The sequence below is a fragment of the Rahnella bruchi genome (genome assembly GCF_003614975.1).
Classification (GTDB): Bacteria; Pseudomonadota; Gammaproteobacteria; order Enterobacterales; family Enterobacteriaceae; genus Rahnella; species Rahnella bruchi.
Genome location: NZ_QZWI01000010.1, coordinates 134116 through 152243 on the forward strand (window position 1 = coordinate 134116; position 18128 = coordinate 152243).

General features: G+C 45.2%; 16 protein-coding genes. 13 read left to right on the top strand and 3 right to left on the bottom strand.

The genetic code is table 11. The features are described 5' to 3' along the window. Positions 1-198: 198 nt before the first annotated feature. A complete protein-coding gene (gene metK, locus D5398_RS16935; protein ID WP_120508668.1) occupies positions 199-1344 on the bottom strand; it encodes a methionine adenosyltransferase in 1146 nt (381 codons plus the stop codon). Between the two features lie 758 nt (positions 1345-2102). Between metK and D5398_RS16940 the strand changes: the two genes are divergently transcribed. Next, positions 2103-3401 (top strand): MFS transporter, encoded by a 1299-nt coding sequence (locus D5398_RS16940; RefSeq protein WP_120508669.1) that lies wholly within the window; start codon positions 2103-2105, stop codon positions 3399-3401. Between the two features lie 34 nt (positions 3402-3435). Further along, entirely contained in the window at positions 3436-3705 is a 270-nt protein-coding gene (locus D5398_RS16945) for a metal-sensing transcriptional repressor (RefSeq protein ID WP_120508670.1), read from the top strand. Positions 3706-4735: 1030 nt separating this feature from the next. On the opposite strand, the gene D5398_RS16955 is transcribed toward D5398_RS16945, so the two are convergent. Continuing rightward, positions 4736-5572, bottom strand: coding sequence for a spermidine synthase (locus D5398_RS16955; RefSeq protein ID WP_167467217.1), 837 nt, complete (start codon positions 5570-5572; stop codon positions 4736-4738). 309 nt (positions 5573-5881) lie between these two features. Here D5398_RS16955 and D5398_RS16960 point away from each other — a divergent pair, with 309 nt between their 5' ends. Together D5398_RS16960 and D5398_RS16965 are read left to right on the top strand one after the other, a co-directional pair. After that, entirely contained in the window at positions 5882-7312 is a 1431-nt protein-coding gene (locus D5398_RS16960) for a glycoside-pentoside-hexuronide (GPH):cation symporter (protein ID WP_120508672.1), read from the top strand. A gap of 14 nt (positions 7313-7326) precedes the next feature. Further along, complete coding sequence (locus tag D5398_RS16965; RefSeq protein WP_120508673.1) at positions 7327-8892, top strand: glycoside hydrolase family 43 protein; 1566 nt, start codon at positions 7327-7329, stop codon at positions 8890-8892. Between the two features lie 77 nt (positions 8893-8969). Here the strand turns inward: D5398_RS16965 and D5398_RS16970 are convergent, their stop codons facing one another. Further along, on the bottom strand, positions 8970-9767 hold the full coding sequence (locus tag D5398_RS16970; protein ID WP_120508674.1) for a helix-turn-helix domain-containing protein: 798 nt from the start codon (positions 9765-9767) through the stop codon (positions 8970-8972). A 168-nt stretch (positions 9768-9935) separates the two neighbouring features. Between D5398_RS16970 and cfa (D5398_RS16975) the strand changes: the two genes are divergently transcribed. The 9 genes from cfa (D5398_RS16975) (at position 9936) to D5398_RS17020 (ending at position 18110) form a co-directional block, all read left to right on the top strand. Then, positions 9936-11075 (top strand): cyclopropane fatty acyl phospholipid synthase, encoded by a 1140-nt coding sequence (gene cfa / locus D5398_RS16975; RefSeq protein ID WP_238485433.1) that lies wholly within the window; start codon positions 9936-9938, stop codon positions 11073-11075. Positions 11076-11160: 85 nt separating this feature from the next. After that, a complete protein-coding gene (locus D5398_RS16980) occupies positions 11161-11586 on the top strand; it encodes a hypothetical protein (protein WP_120508676.1) in 426 nt (141 codons plus the stop codon). 562 nt (positions 11587-12148) lie between these two features. Then, on the top strand, positions 12149-12580 hold the full coding sequence (locus tag D5398_RS16990; RefSeq protein WP_120508719.1) for a PACE efflux transporter: 432 nt from the start codon (positions 12149-12151) through the stop codon (positions 12578-12580). Positions 12581-12696: 116 nt separating this feature from the next. Continuing rightward, positions 12697-13041 (top strand): hypothetical protein, encoded by a 345-nt coding sequence (locus D5398_RS16995; RefSeq protein ID WP_119823167.1) that lies wholly within the window; start codon positions 12697-12699, stop codon positions 13039-13041. Positions 13042-13075: 34 nt separating this feature from the next. Further along, a complete protein-coding gene (cfa, locus tag D5398_RS17000) occupies positions 13076-14218 on the top strand; it encodes a cyclopropane fatty acyl phospholipid synthase (protein ID WP_120508678.1) in 1143 nt (380 codons plus the stop codon). A 416-nt stretch (positions 14219-14634) separates the two neighbouring features. Further along, the gene (locus D5398_RS17005) at positions 14635-15300 is read left to right on the top strand and encodes a tetratricopeptide repeat protein (protein WP_120508679.1); all 666 of its coding nucleotides are present in this window, start codon (positions 14635-14637) and stop codon (positions 15298-15300) included. A gap of 571 nt (positions 15301-15871) precedes the next feature. After that, positions 15872-16480, top strand: coding sequence for a helix-turn-helix domain-containing protein (locus D5398_RS17010; RefSeq protein ID WP_162940780.1), 609 nt, complete (start codon positions 15872-15874; stop codon positions 16478-16480). A 328-nt stretch (positions 16481-16808) separates the two neighbouring features. Then, positions 16809-17555 carry a fimbrial protein gene (locus D5398_RS17015; protein WP_120508681.1) on the top strand — a complete coding sequence of 249 codons (747 nt, stop codon included), beginning with the start codon at positions 16809-16811 and terminating at the stop codon, positions 17553-17555. A 51-nt stretch (positions 17556-17606) separates the two neighbouring features. Beyond that, positions 17607-18110: a CS1 type fimbrial major subunit gene (locus tag D5398_RS17020; protein ID WP_244216779.1), complete on the top strand. Its 504-nt coding sequence runs from the start codon at positions 17607-17609 to the stop codon at positions 18108-18110. Positions 18111-18128: the final 18 nt, after the last annotated feature.

The following is an 18128-nucleotide window of genomic DNA, read 5'->3' on the forward strand; positions in this document are numbered from 1 at the left end:
CTCAAAACGTGTTGACGCTGAACGGTAGGGGAGTACTAGGTAGGGAGGGTGAATGAATCGCTTTTCTTCCTGTAACTCCCCATCACCTGACAATGTTTGTTAGAGTTTGTTAGATCTTAATGCCCTGCGGTCTTTACTCGCGGTGTGCTAAGGACTTCAGGGCACAGAAACGCAACTCAATATCGCGTGCCATTTTCTTCATAAGAAACAACGTAATAACTCGGCTTTGTCTGTCTGTTCCCAACTGAAGATGTCCCGTCCAAAATGTCCGTATGCCGCTGTTTGTTGATAAATAGGACGTAACAGGTTCAAGGCGCGGATCAATCCATAGGGGCGTAAATCGAAGAATTCACGAATCAGCATGATGAGCTTCTCATCGTCCAATTTTCCTGTGCCAAAGGTTTCCACCATAATGGAGGTGGGTTCAGCAACGCCTATCGCATAAGAAATCTGAATTTCACAGCGGTCGGCAAGGCCCGCGGCAACAATATTTTTCGCCACATAGCGCGCCACGTAAGCCGCTGACCTGTCTACTTTTGAAGGATCTTTTCCGGAGAATGCTCCACCGCCATGACGGGCCATGCCACCATAAGTATCCACAATGATTTTACGCCCGGTCAGACCGCAATCTCCCATCGGTCCCCCTATGACAAATCGCCCGGTGGGATTTATAAAGTACTTGGTACTTCGGGTAAGCCATTCCTCTGGCAACACAGGTTTGATGATTTCTTCCATTACGCCTTCGTGCAGGTCGGGCTGAGAAATACTTTCATTGTGTTGGGTGGAGATAACCACGGTATCAATACCTACGATCTTTCCGTTTTCATAAACAAAGGTGACCTGGCTTTTTGCATCCGGTCTTAACCAAGGTAAAACACCACTTTTACGGACCTGCGCCTGGCGGGCCATTAGTCGATGGGCGTAGGTAATAGGAGCAGGCATGAGCACATCCGTCTCATTAGAGGCATAACCGAACATCAGGCCTTGATCTCCAGCCCCTTGATTCCTGGCATTGTCATGATTTATGCCTTGGTTGATATCCGGTGACTGTTTCCCAATGGCGTTTAAGACGGCACAAGTATTTGCATCAAACCCTGTATCGGAATGGTTATAACCAATATTATTGATGGTTCGACGTACAATACTTTCAATATCAACCCAGGTGTCGGTGGTAATTTCCCCTCCTACTAACACCATACCTGTTTTTATCATCGTCTCGCAGGCGACATGCGCTTTGGGATCCTGCGCAATAATCGCATCGAGAATAGCATCAGATACCTGATCTGCTATTTTATCGGGATGTCCCTCTGATACTGACTCCGAGGTAAAAAGTTGTTGTGTCATATAAAGTCCTCAAATAATTAATTCATTTTCTAGATATAAAAACGAGACGACCCAACACGCTCTGTAGCCAGAATATATTCTTCTGACGAGAGTGCTCGCCATCTTTTAAGAGAAAATTTGGGATTATCAATAGCTTTTGATTCATGTCTGATGCCCGCTGTCTTTTCGGATATCAAGAAAAATGATGTTTAAGTGTCTTTTTTATCTATAGGTATCATGTTAGCAATATCAGTTTTGGGTTGTTTTGAGTTACCTGTTATAAATAAGTTAATAATTAGAAACTCCCATCAGGACAAGTATAAAATATTTACTGATTGCGCTCTCCGATATTCGTTCTAATTAATAGGTTGCGCATCTCATTTTAATAAGTCCATTTTATAAATGGGCGCGTATTTGTGTTGAGTATTACAAATAACGTTCATGAAGTATGGTGAGAAGCTGCCAAAGTGTATCTATTAAGAGACATATTAAGCGACGTAAGCTTTGAGAGCATGAAAATGCAGCTAATGAGTCGGTCATATCAGTATGATTATTGAACGTTGGGGGGTATCTAACCAACCCCTGTTACCTGGCCTCCTCACTGAACAGTGGTCTCGCTAAATGTTAAGAATATCCTTCGTGATGCGCATTATCCGGACATATGAAATCAGCTTCCTATCCTCCCCCTTAGGATATCGCTTGCCAGAGTCTTTCCCCTTCCTTATGCTTTTCATATCCCCCCAGGGGGGATGTTGTCTGCTCATAATTGAGGAAAACGCATGCTAAGTATTCTTTATCATCGTGTGTATCGTCACCTGTTTCTGGCACAGGTTATCGCCCTTATCGGCACGGGGTTAGCTACTGTCGCATTGGGGTTATTAGCTTACAATCTGGCAGGAGAAAGAGCGGGCGCCGTATTGGGAACTGCCCTGGCAATCAAAATGAGTGCTTATATTTTGGTTGCGCCCATCTCCGCCGCTTTTGTGGACAAATTTCCCCGCCGCACCTTGCTGGTCACGTTAGACTTGATTCGAGCCGCGGTCGCAATTTCACTGCCTTTTGTCACTCAGATCTGGGAAATCTATATTCTGATTTTTATTCTTCAGTCGGCATCGGCAGCATTTACACCGACCTTTCAGGCCACCATTCCAGACATTTTGCCAAATGAACGTGAGTACACGCAGGCGCTCTCACTATCCCGTCTCGCCTATGATCTGGAAAGTGTCATCAGTCCCATGCTTGCCGCCGCACTATTGACCCTCATGAGCTTTCATAATCTGTTTGCGGGAACCGCCATTGGCTTCCTCGCATCTGCCGCCCTTGTTGTCTCAGTCACGTTGCCCAGAATGCAGGTGTCAGCTGTGAAACGATGTATTTACGAGAGAACGACCCGGGGCATGCGCATTTTCCTTAAAACGCCACGATTACGGGGATTATTGGCGCTGAATATGGCGGTTGCAGCAGCGAGCGCCATGGTCATTGTTAACACCGTCGTACTGATTCAAGCAGATTTCGGCCTTACACAGCGTTCAACGGCGATCGCGCTGGCCGTTTTTGGCCTGGGTTCAATTATCGCGGCATTACTGTTACCACGCTTACTCGATAATATGAGTGACCGAACACCTATGCTGGTGGGGACAGTCATCCTGGTGGCGGGACTTGGATTAGGTGTCTTACTCACTAGCTACACGATGCTTCTTGCTCTTTGGTTTTTGCTGGGCGTGGGCTATTCCTTATCTCAGACACCCAGCGGACGTCTTTTACGGCGCTCTTCCACTTCGGAAGACCGGCCGGCGTTATTTGCAGCCCAGTTCGCATTATCACACTCGTGCTGGCTGCTGACATATCCGCTGGCCGGATGGATTGGGGCCGAATTTAGTATCCAGGCTTCATTTATTGCATTATCCCTGGTCGCCGTTACTTCACTACTTATTGCGGTTATCATTTGGCGACCAGAGCATGAAATTGCCTCGCAATTACACAGCCATAGAGACCCCGAAACCCACCAGCAAAAGTTTCATGAACATAACTTTGTCATTGATGATGAACATACGTCATGGCCAAAGTCATTGAAATAAAACCCTTAATCTCTCAGACCAAACAGGATCCCGTATGACTGTACATACGTCCCACCCCGATATCATTAAACGACTTAAGCGTGCCGCAGGCCATCTGAAAAGCACCATTCAAATGCTCGAGGATGAAAAACCCTGTTTGGACATTGCCCAACAGTTGCATGCCGTAGAAAAAGCGATAACGAATGCGAAACGTACATTAATACATGATCATCTGGACCACTGTCTTGAAACAGTGCTCCATACCGATCATCCCGAACAGGATGGCGCGCTGAGTGAATTTAAAACGATCACGAAATATCTTTAACACCAGTGAGATGCCCCTGACTTCGCTTCGGGGAATGCCGGCGGTGACGGGTATCTGGTGGTGGTGCAAGACGGAATGGACAATTTCACTTCTAAGGGTAGGCAGCAAAGGCATTTTGGGAACTGGGTACGATAAGCGCGAGCTTAACCCTTCAATATGGCAGGGTGGCCCCTTACATTTTGTTCGCTTTTAGTGCAGTATCTTGAGCTTAAACCCTTTGTTGAAGTGTTCGGTTAAAGGAGGCGGTCTTATGAAAGTGTCTCACATCATTGCTGCATCAGTGGCTTTAGGTTCGCTTAATGCCCATGCCTTCCAGTCCCGGATTACTCAGGATTCAACATTGTCTTCTGCTCAAGTCAGAAATGTTGAAGACCGTATCACCAGCGAATTCTATAGTGTAAAACATGCGGACTCTCAGTTAAGTCCCTTGGGGACATGTGCAGCCACACCCGTACCCGGGTGCAACTGTCCTTTCTGCACTCAGCTACGAGCAGTAAAATAGTCACATCTCGCGCGCGGACGGAAATCGGTATTTTTGCGTAAGTTGCGGGTTGAGAACCGTAAAAGGGGAGTCTTTGCTTCAGCAGTTAGCATGTGCTATCTGACACTTCCTGTGCCATTTTTTCGCTTTAGTCATTTCCCGCATCATTTACCTCTGCGTTTCCCTTCTGTTTGACCTTTATATGCTCAGGGCTTGTCACGTAGCGAAGTGATAGGTGAAAACGATGGCTGATCATCGAAATGCATAAAACCGGATGATTGAAGGTCCTGTTTCTTCATTATTGCCTAATGCGTCCGCCACTTTCCCTTATTTCTAATTTCCCCCATTTCCATGATTTGGGCACGAAATAGTTGAAACAAGAAGGGGCTGAAAAGTTTCATGGTGACAAGATGGCGACAGCACATCGTTTGTCAGGTTGTGCTTCGGTCAGTGTGGATTTTCAGCAGCTTAACGGGTTATATCATCTTCTAAAAACGTCCCTCAATCCTGAACCTTAAGGACATGTTGTCAAACCGAAACCTGCGCCCCTCAATTTAATCGGACTGAGTCGAATGAAGAACCATCACGAGGCAACGATTCGAAGAGAGAGGTGATGTTTAGGGAAAGGTCATCCGACTCGGTAACACAGCCAAGACGGGATAACAGCGATTTTGCCTCAACTCTTCTTTCGCTTACCGTTTGCGGGTGAGGTTGTTGGGCTGCATATATGACGACATTTCCACTCGGCACGCGGCAATAAAGTACCTCATCAAATACTTCGCGCAATGCGCAATACATTACACTTCCAACCTTGGGGATTTCGTAATAATTCAGGACCAGCCAGCCCTGATCACTGAGCTTATTCAGACACAATCTCAGAAAAGTTTCAGTGCCCTGACGAGGTTCCATCGAAAAGGCTGAATACAAATCTGAGAAAATAAGGTCGTAGCGAGGCAGATGTTGTCGGCGTAAATAATGTTCTGCATCTTCAAGGTGATAAGCGATTTTTCCCGACTCGGGCAACGTAAACCAGTCACGTGCCACGGATAACACTCGCGGTCTCAACTCCACCGCGTCGAAGGCGAGTTGCTCATTAAGAAAATAAAGTGCTCGCAGTAAAGCACCGCCGCCAAGCCCGAGGAGAAGGACGGTCTGCGCAGGCGTAAAAGCCGTCGCCATCAGCATGGCCTTACTGTAATTATGGACAGGCACGTTAACGTCTTGTTTGGACATTTTGCTCTGTTCATTAATGCCTTCAAACCGCAGGATCCGATAATCGTCTGTGTCTGCGACGATGATGTCCCCATACTCATCGGTTACCTGGAAAACGATTTTCCCCTGGGGTTGAATATTGAATTTGTTTATAAAATCATCCATTTTCGACATATCTGTCCCTATCATTTTAAATTACAAGATAATGAAATTATGCCCGAATACGCCGGGTTTTTCGCAGGTTAGATCGATGGCTGCAAAGGCGTGACTGAAAGAGTCCCTCCAGGCGTCGGATATCTTAAGACATGCAGTAGACCTGACCCCAACACGTCGTCATTCCTTCACTTCCCCTCATTGTGACTGGCCTCCCAGTTGTAAAATTTCATAAACCACAAATCAAATATGGTTAAATTTTACGCACTCGCCAAAAGTTAATATACCAATTCCGAAAAGCTGTTCTACCTAATGGTATGGAGTCAGAGTATGGCTGACGTTAAGAAATTGACTTTTATCGAAAAACTGGGTTTTGGTATGGGGGATGCCGCATGCGGCATCGTTTATTCTTCCGTCACGATGTTTCTTACTTACTTTTATACCGACATTTACGGAATTTCTGCCGCCGCCGTCGGGGTCATGTTTCTGGTGACGCGCATTCTTGATGCGGTCAGCGATCCGCTAACCGGGATCGTTGCCGATCGCGTGAAAACACGATGGGGACATTTTCGCCCCTGGCTGATTTGGTTTGCCATCCCTTATGCAGTATTGGCGGTCATGACCTTTACCACGCCTGACTTCGGGCACTCCGGCAAGCTGCTTTACGCCTATATTACCTATTCGCTGCTCATGCTGTGTTACACCTTTATCAATATTCCTTACTGCGCCCTGGGCGGCGTCATCACGAGTGATGATAAAGACCGACTGTCGGCACAATCGTATCGTTTTACCATTTCATCACTGGCAGGATTACTGGTCTCTGTCGGGACACTGTGGCTGGTGGACTATTTTGGTAAAGAAAACCTCCAGGCCGGTTATCAGGCCACAATGGCGGTGATGGGGGCCATCGCCATATGCATGCTGGTGTTTTGTTTTTGTTTCACCAAAGAGCGAATTACTGCTGAAGATACCCGCGAGGCGTCGGTACTCAGTGACCTGAAAAATCTGCTGGGGAATGACCAGTGGCGCATCGTTGCGATTATTACCTTTTTCTCCAGCATGGCGGGTGTAATGCGCAGTTCTGCAACGCTGTATTACGCAACGTACCTGATGCTGGATAAGGGGCAAAGCGTGGTGAGTGGCACAGCGATGAAAAGTACCTTTATCACCACCAGCGTCGTCGGGACGATTTTTGGGGCGATGGCGGCAGGCTATTTTGCCAAACGTTTCAGCACGTTGGGGATGTTTAAAAGTATTAACCTGTTGCTGGTCGTGGCAGGAGGTGTGATGTTCTTTGTACCACCAAAATTTCTTCCCGTGATTTTCCCCCTGTACTTCATCATTGGTTTTTTACACCAAATGTATCAGCCCTTTAAATGGAACATGATGGCTAATGCGGCAGACTATGGTGAATGGAAAACGGGAAGACGTATCACGGGCCTCTCATTTTCAGGCAACTTGTTCGCATTAAAACTGGGCATGGCCTTTGCTGGCGCTTTTGTCGGGTTCTCACTCGGCTGGTTTGGCTATCATGCCGGGGCGGAAACACAAACCGCGCTGGCGACGACAGGCATCATTGGCCTGCTGACGGTCGGCCCTTCCATTTCGTATCTGATCCTCTATTTCCTTGCACGTTTCTACAAACTTGATGATACGACCATGAAGAAAATTCAAACCGATTTGGCTTCTCGAAGTGCAGAAATCAGCCGTGAGCAAGAAAACAACGCCGGAGGTCTTGCACCAGTGATGGCCGTTAAATGAAGGAGGAAAACTGTATGGAACTAATCAGCACATCCGGATGGGTACCGGACTGCGGCGAGGGGTTATACCAGAACCCTGTTCTGTATGCAGACTATTCAGACCCGGATATTGTTTGTGTGGAGAACGATGTGTACATGGTGGCCTCCAGTTTTAACCATATTCCGGGGCTACCGGTCCTGCATTCTAAAGACCTGGTCAATTGGACCCTTGTGAATCACGTCGTGCCACGAATCAATAATGTGCACTACGACCAGGTTCAGCCGGGTAAAGGGATTTGGGCACCCAGCATTCGTTATCATAACGGTCTGTTCTGGGTATTTTACAGCATGCCGGACGAAGGCATTTTTATGTCTTTTGCACAGGATCCGACGAAAGAGTGGAGCGAGCCGCATTGTATTAAAGCCGTGAAAGGTTGGATCGATCCCTGTCCGTTTTGGGATGACAATGGCCGCGCCTGGCTGGTCCATGCGTTCGCCTACAGCCGTTCCGGTATCAAACATCAGTTGCAGCTTTGCGAAATGGCTCCCGATGCGACATCTCTTCTGGATGAAGGCAGGATCCTCTTTGATGGCACCATCTCGCACCCGACACTTGAAGGCCCCAAAGTGTACCGGCGCCATGAGTGGTATTACATTTTTGCGCCTGCTGGGGGCGTAGAAAGCGGCTGGCAGACGGTATTACGGTCGCGTCACATCACCGGTCCCTATGAGGCACGTGATGTGCTGCATCAGGGCAACTCAAAAGTGAACGGTCCGCATCAGGGTGGATGGGTAGAGCTCAAAAACGGGGAATGCTGGTTTATGCATTTTCAGGAAGCTGCGCATGCGGGGCGTATTGTGCATCTGCAACCCATGCGCTGGCGGGAAGATGGATGGCCCGAAATCGGGGAAAATATCAATCGTGAAGGGCTCGGGCAGCCGGTAATGATTCATCAAAAACCCGCTATCCATTTACCCGTAACCCCCTGCATTCCCCAGACCTCGGATGACTTCTTAAAGGGTGAGTATGGCCTGCAGTGGCAATGGCAGGCGAATCCGCAAGATAACTGGAGGGTTTCATCCCCCATGGGATTGCAACTCACGTGCTGTCTTCTGGGGCCGCGAGGTTTGTATGATACACCGCAACTTTTATTGCAAAAGTTCTCTGCGCCGGCTTTTACCGCGATAACGCGTCTTGAACCGCATTTCCACCATACTGGCGAACAAAGTGGTTTGATTGTCTATGGCGAAAGGTATGGTGCAGTTTCTGTATGTCAGCAGGAGGAGGCCAGGGTGCTGGTATTCGATTTCGGATGGATGAGCGATAAGGGTGTGCTGAGCCAGAAAAGGATCCTATTGGAAACGTTGAAAGAAGTTAAGCCGGTATTTCTCAAGGCAGAAATTTTTCCACGCGGAGTTTGTCACTTTGCATTCCGGCAAGATGACAGGGATGTGTGGAAGGGTATCAGTCCCCCATTTTCAGCCTCGGCAGGAAAGTGGGTCGGCGCGAAAATTGGCATTTTTGCAGCCTCAGCGACGGAGAATTCAGCCCCAGGCTATGGCGCATTTTCGTATTTTCATATCAGCGGGATGTCGTCCTAAATATCAGAGACTGCCGAGTAGGTCACCAGGGTGCGTTGACCACCCTGGTGTTTCTGCCGGTCATTTTCAGACCACGTTTAACTCTGCCCTGCGTACTCGGTAGGAGCCACACCTAATATGGTTTTAAAGGAATAGCTAAAGGCGGCTGTGCTTGAATAGCCCATTTCAAGGGCAATAGTGGTAACACTTTTATTCTGCTTGAGCATAATCACTGACTCAAAAATGCGCATCTTTTGCTTCCAGAGACTGAAAGATAATCCTGTTTCAGTTTTAAATTTTCGGGAAAAGTTACGGGTGGACATTCCCACTTTGGCGGACCAAATTTCGATGTAATGTTCTGCGCCGGGTGATTCCAGGATGGTACGACACATCTCATTCAGGGCAGGATTTTTCGGCCAGGGAAGCACAAAGTCCACTTGTGGTAAATTGAAAATGATATCCAGTAGTACACTGACCAGTTTCCCGTCTTTGCCATGCTCGTCGTACAACGCAGGAATAGTTTCTGAGGCATGGTGTATCAGCTCTTTTGCCACATCACTGATCGTGACCGCCTGGCACATGGAGATAGTCTCGTCTAAAAGTTCCGTTTCAATATCCAAACTTTCCAGGAAAACATCATCCATCGCCCATACGGCATGTTCCATATAAGCGGGGATCCAGATACCGTAATGTGAGGGAACAATCCAACAATTATCAGCAGTTTCCAGACGCATATTCCCCTTCCGCGCAAAATGAAACTGTGCAAATTCATGCAAATGAGGTGACACACAGGTGTTTGACTCAATTAAATAAGAGCGAAAATGAACAGGGCGGGGTCCCTTAGACATTGAATAGTGCTCTGGTGAAAGCCAATTTCGGTTTGTGAAGGTTTTCATTGCTCATTTCCCAAGAACATCTTTCATAGACTGCTTATCGATATAGATTGGCCTCTTATAATAATACATATGCCGTGATTATAGATAATAATAATTCGCATGAAATGTCATGGTCGAAGAAAAGCATCAGCCTTTATAGAAACAAATTCTTGAATAATCGGAAAAATTTTGAAAGGTATTTATTCAATTGCGCAAGAGAGTCAGCATGACTCACAGTATCTCATGGGTAAAGCCTTTCTTGAGCAGGCAGATATCCAGATAGAGGGTAGTCGACCTTGGGATATCAAAATATGCCACCCAGGCTTCTTCAAGTGCATTATGCAGCAAGGTCTTTTGGGGTTGGGTGAAAGCTATATGGATGGCTGGTGGGAATGTGAACGCCTGGATATATTTGTCTATAAGTTCCTTTCCGGACAATTAGACGAAGCTTTGCCCACGCATTTACACGATATTTTGAAGTTCTTTAGTGCCAAACTGTTAAGTATCAGATCTGATGAGAGCAATTTTAAACGGGGCCACAACGACTATGAAATCGGGGGTGATATTTTTGCCGTCATGCTCGATTCTTATATGCAGTATTCGTGTGGTTGCTGGCGTCAGGCCTCTTGCTTAAACGAAGCTCAAACGGCCAAATTAGATATGATGTGCGAAAAGCTTCAGTTAACGCCGGGTATGCGTGTATTAGATATTGGGTGCGGCTGGGGAGGGACGGCTGAGTACATGGCGCGCCATTATGACGTCTATGTGGAAGGGATAACTGATTCAACAGAGCAGCAGAAAATAGCTCAAGCACGATGTGAAGGACTTAATGTAACCATCATGTTGGGAGATTTCCGCGACCCATTTGATGACCAATTTGACCGCATTATTGCTCTGGGCACGCTTCAGAATATCGGTCTGAAGAGCTACCAGACTTTTTTTGAATGGGTCGCTAATTGCCTGAGGCCAGATGGACTTTTCCTTTTGCAAAGTATCGGCAGTGGTCAGTTGGTTAACCATATCGGCCCATGGATTAACAAGTATATCTTTCCAGGAGGATGTTTACCCTCAGGGGAGCAAATCATTCATTCTACCCAACTGTATCTTCACATTGAAGACTGGATTAATTTGGGAGAGGATTATGATAAGACATTTATGGCCTGGGAAAAAAGAGTAAACACTGCTTGGCCTGAATTGAGACATCATTACTCACCCAAGTTTAAGCGAATGCTTGATTATTATTTATGCTCCTGTGCCGGTTTTTTGCGGGCCAGGAAGTTAAATATGTGGGAAGTCGTCTTTAGCCGAAATGATGCTAAAAAAATTTGAAGTTAAGTGCGTGATGGGTTCTGCAATCTTTTTACGCTTCTGGGTATTTACATACAAAGTTTATTTTTACTAAGTAAGAGATATTATGAAATTCACGACGTTATATTCAACTATTATTATCGCCGCTCTGACCCTGTCCGGCTGCTCCAGTTATAATGCTCTGCACCTGAGTAAGCAGCAGTTGCCGGAGGTTTCAAACCCGACATCCACGCCTTATACCTATTACAAAATTGATCCGCCACTTTACAACGGGGATGTCGTGCAATATGAGTTGCAAAACGGATCAAGCGGCACACTGACAGTCAAGAAAACCACCCCTCAGACCCTCATCAGTGACAAGGGGCTTGTGATTAATTTGTCGGACCTTGCCTCACTTAAGCGCAAGGACATCTCGAAAGGGAAAACTGCCGCCGCTGTCGGCACGGGAGTGGCCACGACAGTGGTCGTTGCTGCGGTCGTATTTACTGCAGCAGTAGGTGCAGGTTTTGCCGCGATGTTATCCGCAAGCTAATGAAGGCAATGAATAAGCGAGCATTTTGTAATGGTTTAAACGTGTGTTGAGGCAATGGTTTTTCATGTGGCTTGTTAATGAGTAAGTATCTTTTAGCCGGCATATCTTTGTTATCTATTTTTTCAAATATGACGGCTCTCGCAGTTGAACCCTGTCTGTTTGTCGTTTGTACGCCTGGCAATAGTTTCTCTGATCAGATCAAAGTCCTCGACGATGTCTTGCTCAACATGAGCGTGGGTGACACCAGGGAAGATTGCGGACTCGGGCGGGGCGAGGTCTGTAGGGTACGGAAAATAACGGTGGGGCAGCAAAGGGGGGATATGCGTTTAGTTAATTCCCTAAATGTACCCGTTAAACACATTCCTTACTGTTTACTTCGTTTTCATCCTGTGTACAGAGAGGTCAGCGATGATATATCCGCGGCCAGGCTTCATAAGTATTTCAACGGGATCCATTACTGGCTGCATCTTCGGGGAAGAATTGAAATGATGGTGCATTCATTACATTGATGAGCAAGAATGGTTCTGGTCCGGATATTTGCGTTACGTTGGAGTCGGGTAAGATGAAAGTGGAATTGAATAAGAGTACAGCCGAGAGGGTTTTTCATGCCGTTCTTTTTGAATTGCTGGGGAATGTTGTCATCGCTCTCTTTCTTTCAAGCCTCCTTAAGGTGTCTATATTACAATCCGGCAAACTATCTGTGACCTCTGCGGTCACTGCAACAGTTTGGAACTACGTGTTTAATAAGTGTTTTGATGCAATTCAAAAACATTACTTATTCGAAAGAAGCTTTATCGTGAGGATTTTGCATGCCGTGATTTTTGAACTCGTACTTGTTCTTTCCCTCACCCCTGTTGCGATGTTCCTGCTCCAGTTATCTTTAGTAAAGGCTTTCATGGTTGAAATAGGGTTAATATTTGTGTTTCTTCCCTACACACTACTCTTTAACTGGTCTTATGATTATATACGTTGGCGTTTTGTGGTAAGTGAATAAACAGGCTTTTTGATACGGAGAAGCTATAACCGGGTTTTAACTTTTTTAAATGTAATACTTGTAAAACTGCCATTATTAGAATTAATTTTTTTGGTGAAATTTATGAGGTTGCCTATATGAATGACTTATCCATTCTTAAACAAAAAGCCAGCGTGCTGGAGAGGAAAGGGCTATTTCGACGAGCAATATTAGTCTGGCAGGAAATTTCTCTGGGCCAAACATTTAGCCAGTATGAGAGAGAGTTGGCGTTAATCCACTTAAAACGCCTTTCAACCATCATTGATAAAAAAGCCGCCAGGCAGAGAGAAGGTTTAAAGATCTTTCCTGATAGATATAAAAACATCGCAGAAGATAAAGATAAAATAATCCAATTGCTTCATCAAGGGGTCAGCGCAAAGGAAATACAACACCTCACCCAGCGCTCACGAGATTTTATCTATAATTGCAAAAGAAATTCATGATTTTGTATAACGTAATATATTAAAAGGCACGCGCATGAAGAAGAAGATGATTTTACCGAAGGACTTTAATCAATGGCAAAGAATCTGCCGGGAGCTTCTTAATGAAGCGGGTATCGAGATTGACGGGGATAAACCCTACGATATTCATGTTAAAAATCCAAAATTTTATAAGCGCGTGTTAAAAAAAGGTTCTCTGGGTCTGGGTGAAAGCTATATGGATGGCTGGTGGGAGTGCTCCCAATTAGATGTCTTTTTTACAAAAATCATCAATGCTGATTTGCAATCCCGTGTGCCTGAAAATTTGAAGGACATTATTCGTGTTGCAGGCGCACGATTCATCAATTTCCAGTCCAAAAAAGGGGCGTTGAAAGTAGGTAAAGAACATTATGATCTCGGTAATGATCTTTTCTGTCTCATGCTCGACCCCTGGATGCAATACTCCTGCGGTTATTGGAAGAATGCAGAAAATGTCTACCAGGCCCAGCAGAACAAATTGAAGCTGATTTGTGAAAAGTTAAAACTAAAACCAGGAATGAGCCTACTGGATATCGGTTGCGGCTGGGGTGGGCTTGCCGCATACGCGGCTGAACATTATGGCGCCAAAGTGACAGGAATTACGATATCAGCAGAACAACAAAAAATGGCCCAAACGCGTTGCTCCAGTCTGGATGTTGAAATCCTTTTGCAGGATTACAGGGAACTTGACAGAAAATTCGACCGCATTGTCTCTGTCGGGATGTTCGAGCACGTGGGGCCTAAAAACTATGCAACGTATTTCGATGTCGTAAACAGAAATTTGAAACCTGAGGGCATCTTCTTATTGCATACCATTGGCGCAAACAAAACCGATTTCAATGTCGATCCCTGGATCAACAAGTATATCTTCCCAAATGGATGTTTACCTTCTCTTGCTCATATTGCCGCGGCAAGTGAACGGCATTTTGTGACGGAGGACGTTCATAATTTCGGTCAGGACTATGATAAAACATTAATGGCATGGTGTGAGCGTTTTTTAGCGTCATGGAATACCATTGAAGATAACTACTCAGAAAGATTTAAACGTATGTTTGTTTATTATTTAAACTCCTGCGCCGGTGCCTTTCGCGCTCGTGATATTCAACTCTGGCAGGTGGTCTTTTCAAGAGGGACGATGGGAGGCTTGACCGTTCCACGTTAATAAAAATGCACTATCAAACCCGCATAATGAGGTTAACCATTCACACGGTAAAACCAATAACGGACCTTATGCTTTTTATTTATGCCAGTACTCAAATTGTCACTCCCTGCTGAAACCTACCATTTCGATAGTGGGTGAATCAGAACACAACCATCGAAGAAGGGGCGGAGATTTCCGCCCTTAAATGGATGACTTTTTTGACACAAAGGCCACAGAAATAGTTAACCAGGCCCGCAGAAAAGTAATTTTTTAACAACTTCATTAAAACAATGTAGACATGAATTTTCGGATCACGGTGAGGACTTTTTCTTGGATGCAGTAACTGATTTATGGCTGAGAAATGCCACATGAGATATCAAAATCAATAAAACGTGATGGCTTTTTGAAACATCCCCTCCTTTTTGCACGGAGATACCATGTTTTATCGTTATGTCGTTATCTTCGTCATCATTATTTTGTGGTTAGGGTGTTCGATCAGCAGAAAAAAAACCAATATGATTGCGTCACACGCCACAGCGGCTTTCCATCGGGTCATTATCCCTGGGGGAGCACCGCAGACACGTGATGATTTGGTCGAACTTAGAACCGATCTCAAAGAACGTCTACATACCCATCCCACACAATTAAATTGCTGGATTTCTTTAGGGCAGGTGGGCATCGCGCTCAATGATTTTGACACTGCATCCGAGGCATTTGCGTCTGCCTATCAATTAGACCCAAGAAACGTTGTCGCCAGAATAGGCTACGCCGAAGTATTGGCCCATTCCGCGGATCCTATAAAAAACCATCAGGCGCAGCAGCTTCTGAATAATTTTATCGTCATAAGCCCTGACAAAACGGAATCCCTCAATATGCAAACGATGAGGGGTATTCAACAATGCCATACCCAAAAAGCAATTATTGCCTGGAGGATTATGTCTCACTTCGAGCGGTTAGCAAGCAGCTCCCAGCTGATAATTGACAATCTTGTTTTGACCAAAAGAGTGCTGATTCTTTTACCGTTGAAATATTTTATTCATCCTGTTGCTGATATTCCCTGCCTACCTCCACTGTCTGCCATACACCAAAAGAAACCTGAGTAAATTGCTTTCATTTTTACAACCTAATAACACGCGAAGTGATCACCTCCCCACTCGTCGACTTCTGCGTGAGTGGCCGCTGGAAAAGGGTGCTGAATGCGCAATAAACCAGCCAATATCTGCCTGCCTGAAACATGTATTTACTGGACTTTTCAATATGAAAACTTAGATAATTGTTAATTAATCCTTAAAATTCAAACACATAAATATTTCATTGATCTAGATCAATAAATGATAATCATTCGCATTGTCATTATCGATCGATAGATCGATAATGATAGCCTGTGCCTATCATATTTCAAATAACGATCGTTTATGTTGATCAATTCATATTTCATGTTGTAGTATCTCAACATCGAAATGAGTAATACGGTTTATCGTCTGTTTGTGAAGGGAATAAGATTGAATGGTGATATGAGAATTAGCTTTTTGGTATTTACCTCGTAGCACCACTCCTTACAGATTTGGCTTTTCTGGGTGTGAGAGGGAAAAGTCTTACACAGAGATAAACTATAAAAGTGAAGGTATGGAATCAAAGCAGGTATATCCATTACATTCAGGAGATGTAGGTTTTATGGACGAGAAAGTAACTTTTATAGGAAGACGTAGCCTTCATAACTACGGTGTTTATTTACTGGCAGGAACCTATGCTTTTGAAAAAGGCAGGCTGCTGAATGTATGTGACATTGATAAACAGAATAAAATTCGCGGCATTGTGGGGGTTCGAAAAAGTAGCCATGGGCTTGTTATTTTTTGTCCACCCAATGCTCAGGACCTGGCCTCCTGGTTGCTCATTTTTCTTCAACTTTGTGATTTGCAGATAAACCATCTCGTCATTTTTTTGGAAGACAAGCAACGTATTCGAGAGGAACTTATTTCTCGACTCTTTTCCTGCCGAATAAGCGTGATTTATGACAATGATACCGTTCGTAATACGCAGGGAGCGATCCTGGCTGAAAATGGTGAGGGGCATTTTAACCGTCGACAGTCAGGATATCGTGATGAGAAATTGTCTGTGCGTGAAAGATCTGTGCTGAAGGGGTATTTATTGGGGTTAAAGGCTCATGAGATTGCCTATACTTTAGGTCTTTCGCCTAAAACAATATACAGCTACTACCATAACTGTATGGAAAAAATGGGCGTGCGGAATATTCGAAAACTTTCACTGTTATATAACTTGTAATGGGTAGCAAACCTACAATTGATCTGCTGGGAAGCATCTCTCTATAATGGACATTCAGAGAGGCATACCCCAATGGTTTATGTTGGATGGAGTAAGTACGCGCCTTTATAATGCGTGTTTGAATATTGTTTTTTAAAATCGACTCATTGATTTTAATCAATGCGGCCACGCGTTGTCTTTTTATTGTAATTATTTTATTTTTGCCTATCAGTATGGGCTAATTAATTTTTCCGGAAAGCATTCTTTTTTTTGAAGAATGTGTGAAATTCATTAATTATTTAATTGAGTAATATATTCTATTAAAGCTTTTTCAATCATGGATAGAAAAATGAAGAATATTCCATCAATACGTTATCTTCTTAAGTTAATCGTTGGCGCTGCCTCTATTTCAGCTTTTTCAGCGTCCGCAGGCATGACGGTTTATCCGATGGAAACGGCTGTTGGGGAAACGGGTTCTGCACAAATTAGGGTGATGTCTCAGGACGATAAGGTTCAGTTTATTCGGATCACGGTGAAAAAGATTACCGAACCCGGGACAAAGAATGAAAAGGAAATTCCGGCCGGCGTTGCCGACCAAAGTGCCCTGGTTGTCACACCTCAAAAATTGGCCCTGACACCCGGTGGAGAGCGGATTGTCAGACTGGTCTCTCTTTTTCCACCTACAAAAGAAGCCACCTGGCGCGTCTATTTCGAAAGTGTGTCAGAAGAGGTTTTCGATGGGCATAGTCAAACAAGCGAGCCCGTGCACAGCTCCGCCGATGTGGGGGTCAGTGTGGTCTGGGGAGCGCTCATTCATGTCGCCCCGGTCAACCCCTGGGTAAGCTTGAAATATAAGCCTGCCTCTGACGTCATTATTAATGAGGGAACCGTACGCGTACCTATTAAAGAGTTCGGGACATGTACCTCGGGTAATAACTGTGTTTGGAAAACCCTGAAAGCCACAATTTATCCAGGCACGGAGGTTCATCTGCCAAAAATGATTTTGACTGCCGGCAAGACCTATCGGATTAAATATTTTGATTGGATAAAAAATAGCAACCAGGAAATCGAATTACCTGCCACGCAGGTGAAATAACCCCCTTTCGGAGAAAGGGAAATTAGCACGACTCTACTAAGGAAAAATACCATGAAAATGTTGCCAACAATGGCACTTTGCTCTGCCGCTATGCTGACCGCTTTTGCCGCAAATGCCTTCCAGGCCGATATTACTGTTGTCGCCGATATTGACCCGACAGTGTCTATTACCGGTGGCGATGGTACGGCTTTGCCAGATACCCTGCCGATGCTTTATAAGCCAGGGCGCGGTCTGGATCCGATCAATAAACAAATTAAGCTGTGGTCAAACTCCACAGATAAAAACCTCACCGTGGCATTGGCATCAAATCCGCTTCTGACTTCTCCAGATGCAACCAAGAATATTCCGCTCAGCGTCTCGCTTGACGGAAAGCCGCTTGGCACGACGGCCACCACGTTTGAATATGCGTCAACCTTCCCATCCGGTATTGCGAATGGTTCACGTGTCATGCCACTGGTCATCTCCCAGACCACGCGTGAAGTGGTGACAGAACAAGGCAAGTACAGCGGTCTGGTCAGCATTATCGTCTCCCAGGCGACCACTCCAACGCCGTAATAATTTATTCCATTTCAC

Excerpts from the sequence above, each read along its gene's own strand:
- metK (WP_120508668.1), bottom strand. The coding sequence starts at position 1,344 with ATGACACAACAACTTTTTACCTCGGAGTCAGTATCAGAGGGACATCCC.
- D5398_RS16940 (WP_120508669.1), top strand. The coding sequence starts at position 2,103 with ATGCTAAGTATTCTTTATCATCGTGTGTATCGTCACCTGTTTCTGGCA.
- D5398_RS16945 (WP_120508670.1), top strand. The coding sequence starts at position 3,436 with ATGACTGTACATACGTCCCACCCCGATATCATTAAACGACTTAAGCGT.
- D5398_RS16955 (WP_167467217.1), bottom strand. The coding sequence starts at position 5,572 with ATGTCGAAAATGGATGATTTTATAAACAAATTCAATATTCAACCCCAG.
- D5398_RS16960 (WP_120508672.1), top strand. The coding sequence starts at position 5,882 with ATGGCTGACGTTAAGAAATTGACTTTTATCGAAAAACTGGGTTTTGGT.
- D5398_RS16965 (WP_120508673.1), top strand. The coding sequence starts at position 7,327 with ATGGAACTAATCAGCACATCCGGATGGGTACCGGACTGCGGCGAGGGG.
- D5398_RS16970 (WP_120508674.1), bottom strand. The coding sequence starts at position 9,767 with ATGAAAACCTTCACAAACCGAAATTGGCTTTCACCAGAGCACTATTCA.
- D5398_RS16980 (WP_120508676.1), top strand. The coding sequence starts at position 11,161 with ATGAAATTCACGACGTTATATTCAACTATTATTATCGCCGCTCTGACC.
- D5398_RS16990 (WP_120508719.1), top strand. The coding sequence starts at position 12,149 with ATGAAAGTGGAATTGAATAAGAGTACAGCCGAGAGGGTTTTTCATGCC.
- D5398_RS16995 (WP_119823167.1), top strand. The coding sequence starts at position 12,697 with ATGAATGACTTATCCATTCTTAAACAAAAAGCCAGCGTGCTGGAGAGG.
- cfa (WP_120508678.1), top strand. The coding sequence starts at position 13,076 with ATGAAGAAGAAGATGATTTTACCGAAGGACTTTAATCAATGGCAAAGA.
- D5398_RS17005 (WP_120508679.1), top strand. The coding sequence starts at position 14,635 with ATGTTTTATCGTTATGTCGTTATCTTCGTCATCATTATTTTGTGGTTA.
- D5398_RS17010 (WP_162940780.1), top strand. The coding sequence starts at position 15,872 with ATGGACGAGAAAGTAACTTTTATAGGAAGACGTAGCCTTCATAACTAC.
- D5398_RS17015 (WP_120508681.1), top strand. The coding sequence starts at position 16,809 with ATGAAGAATATTCCATCAATACGTTATCTTCTTAAGTTAATCGTTGGC.
- D5398_RS17020 (WP_244216779.1), top strand. The coding sequence starts at position 17,607 with ATGAAAATGTTGCCAACAATGGCACTTTGCTCTGCCGCTATGCTGACC.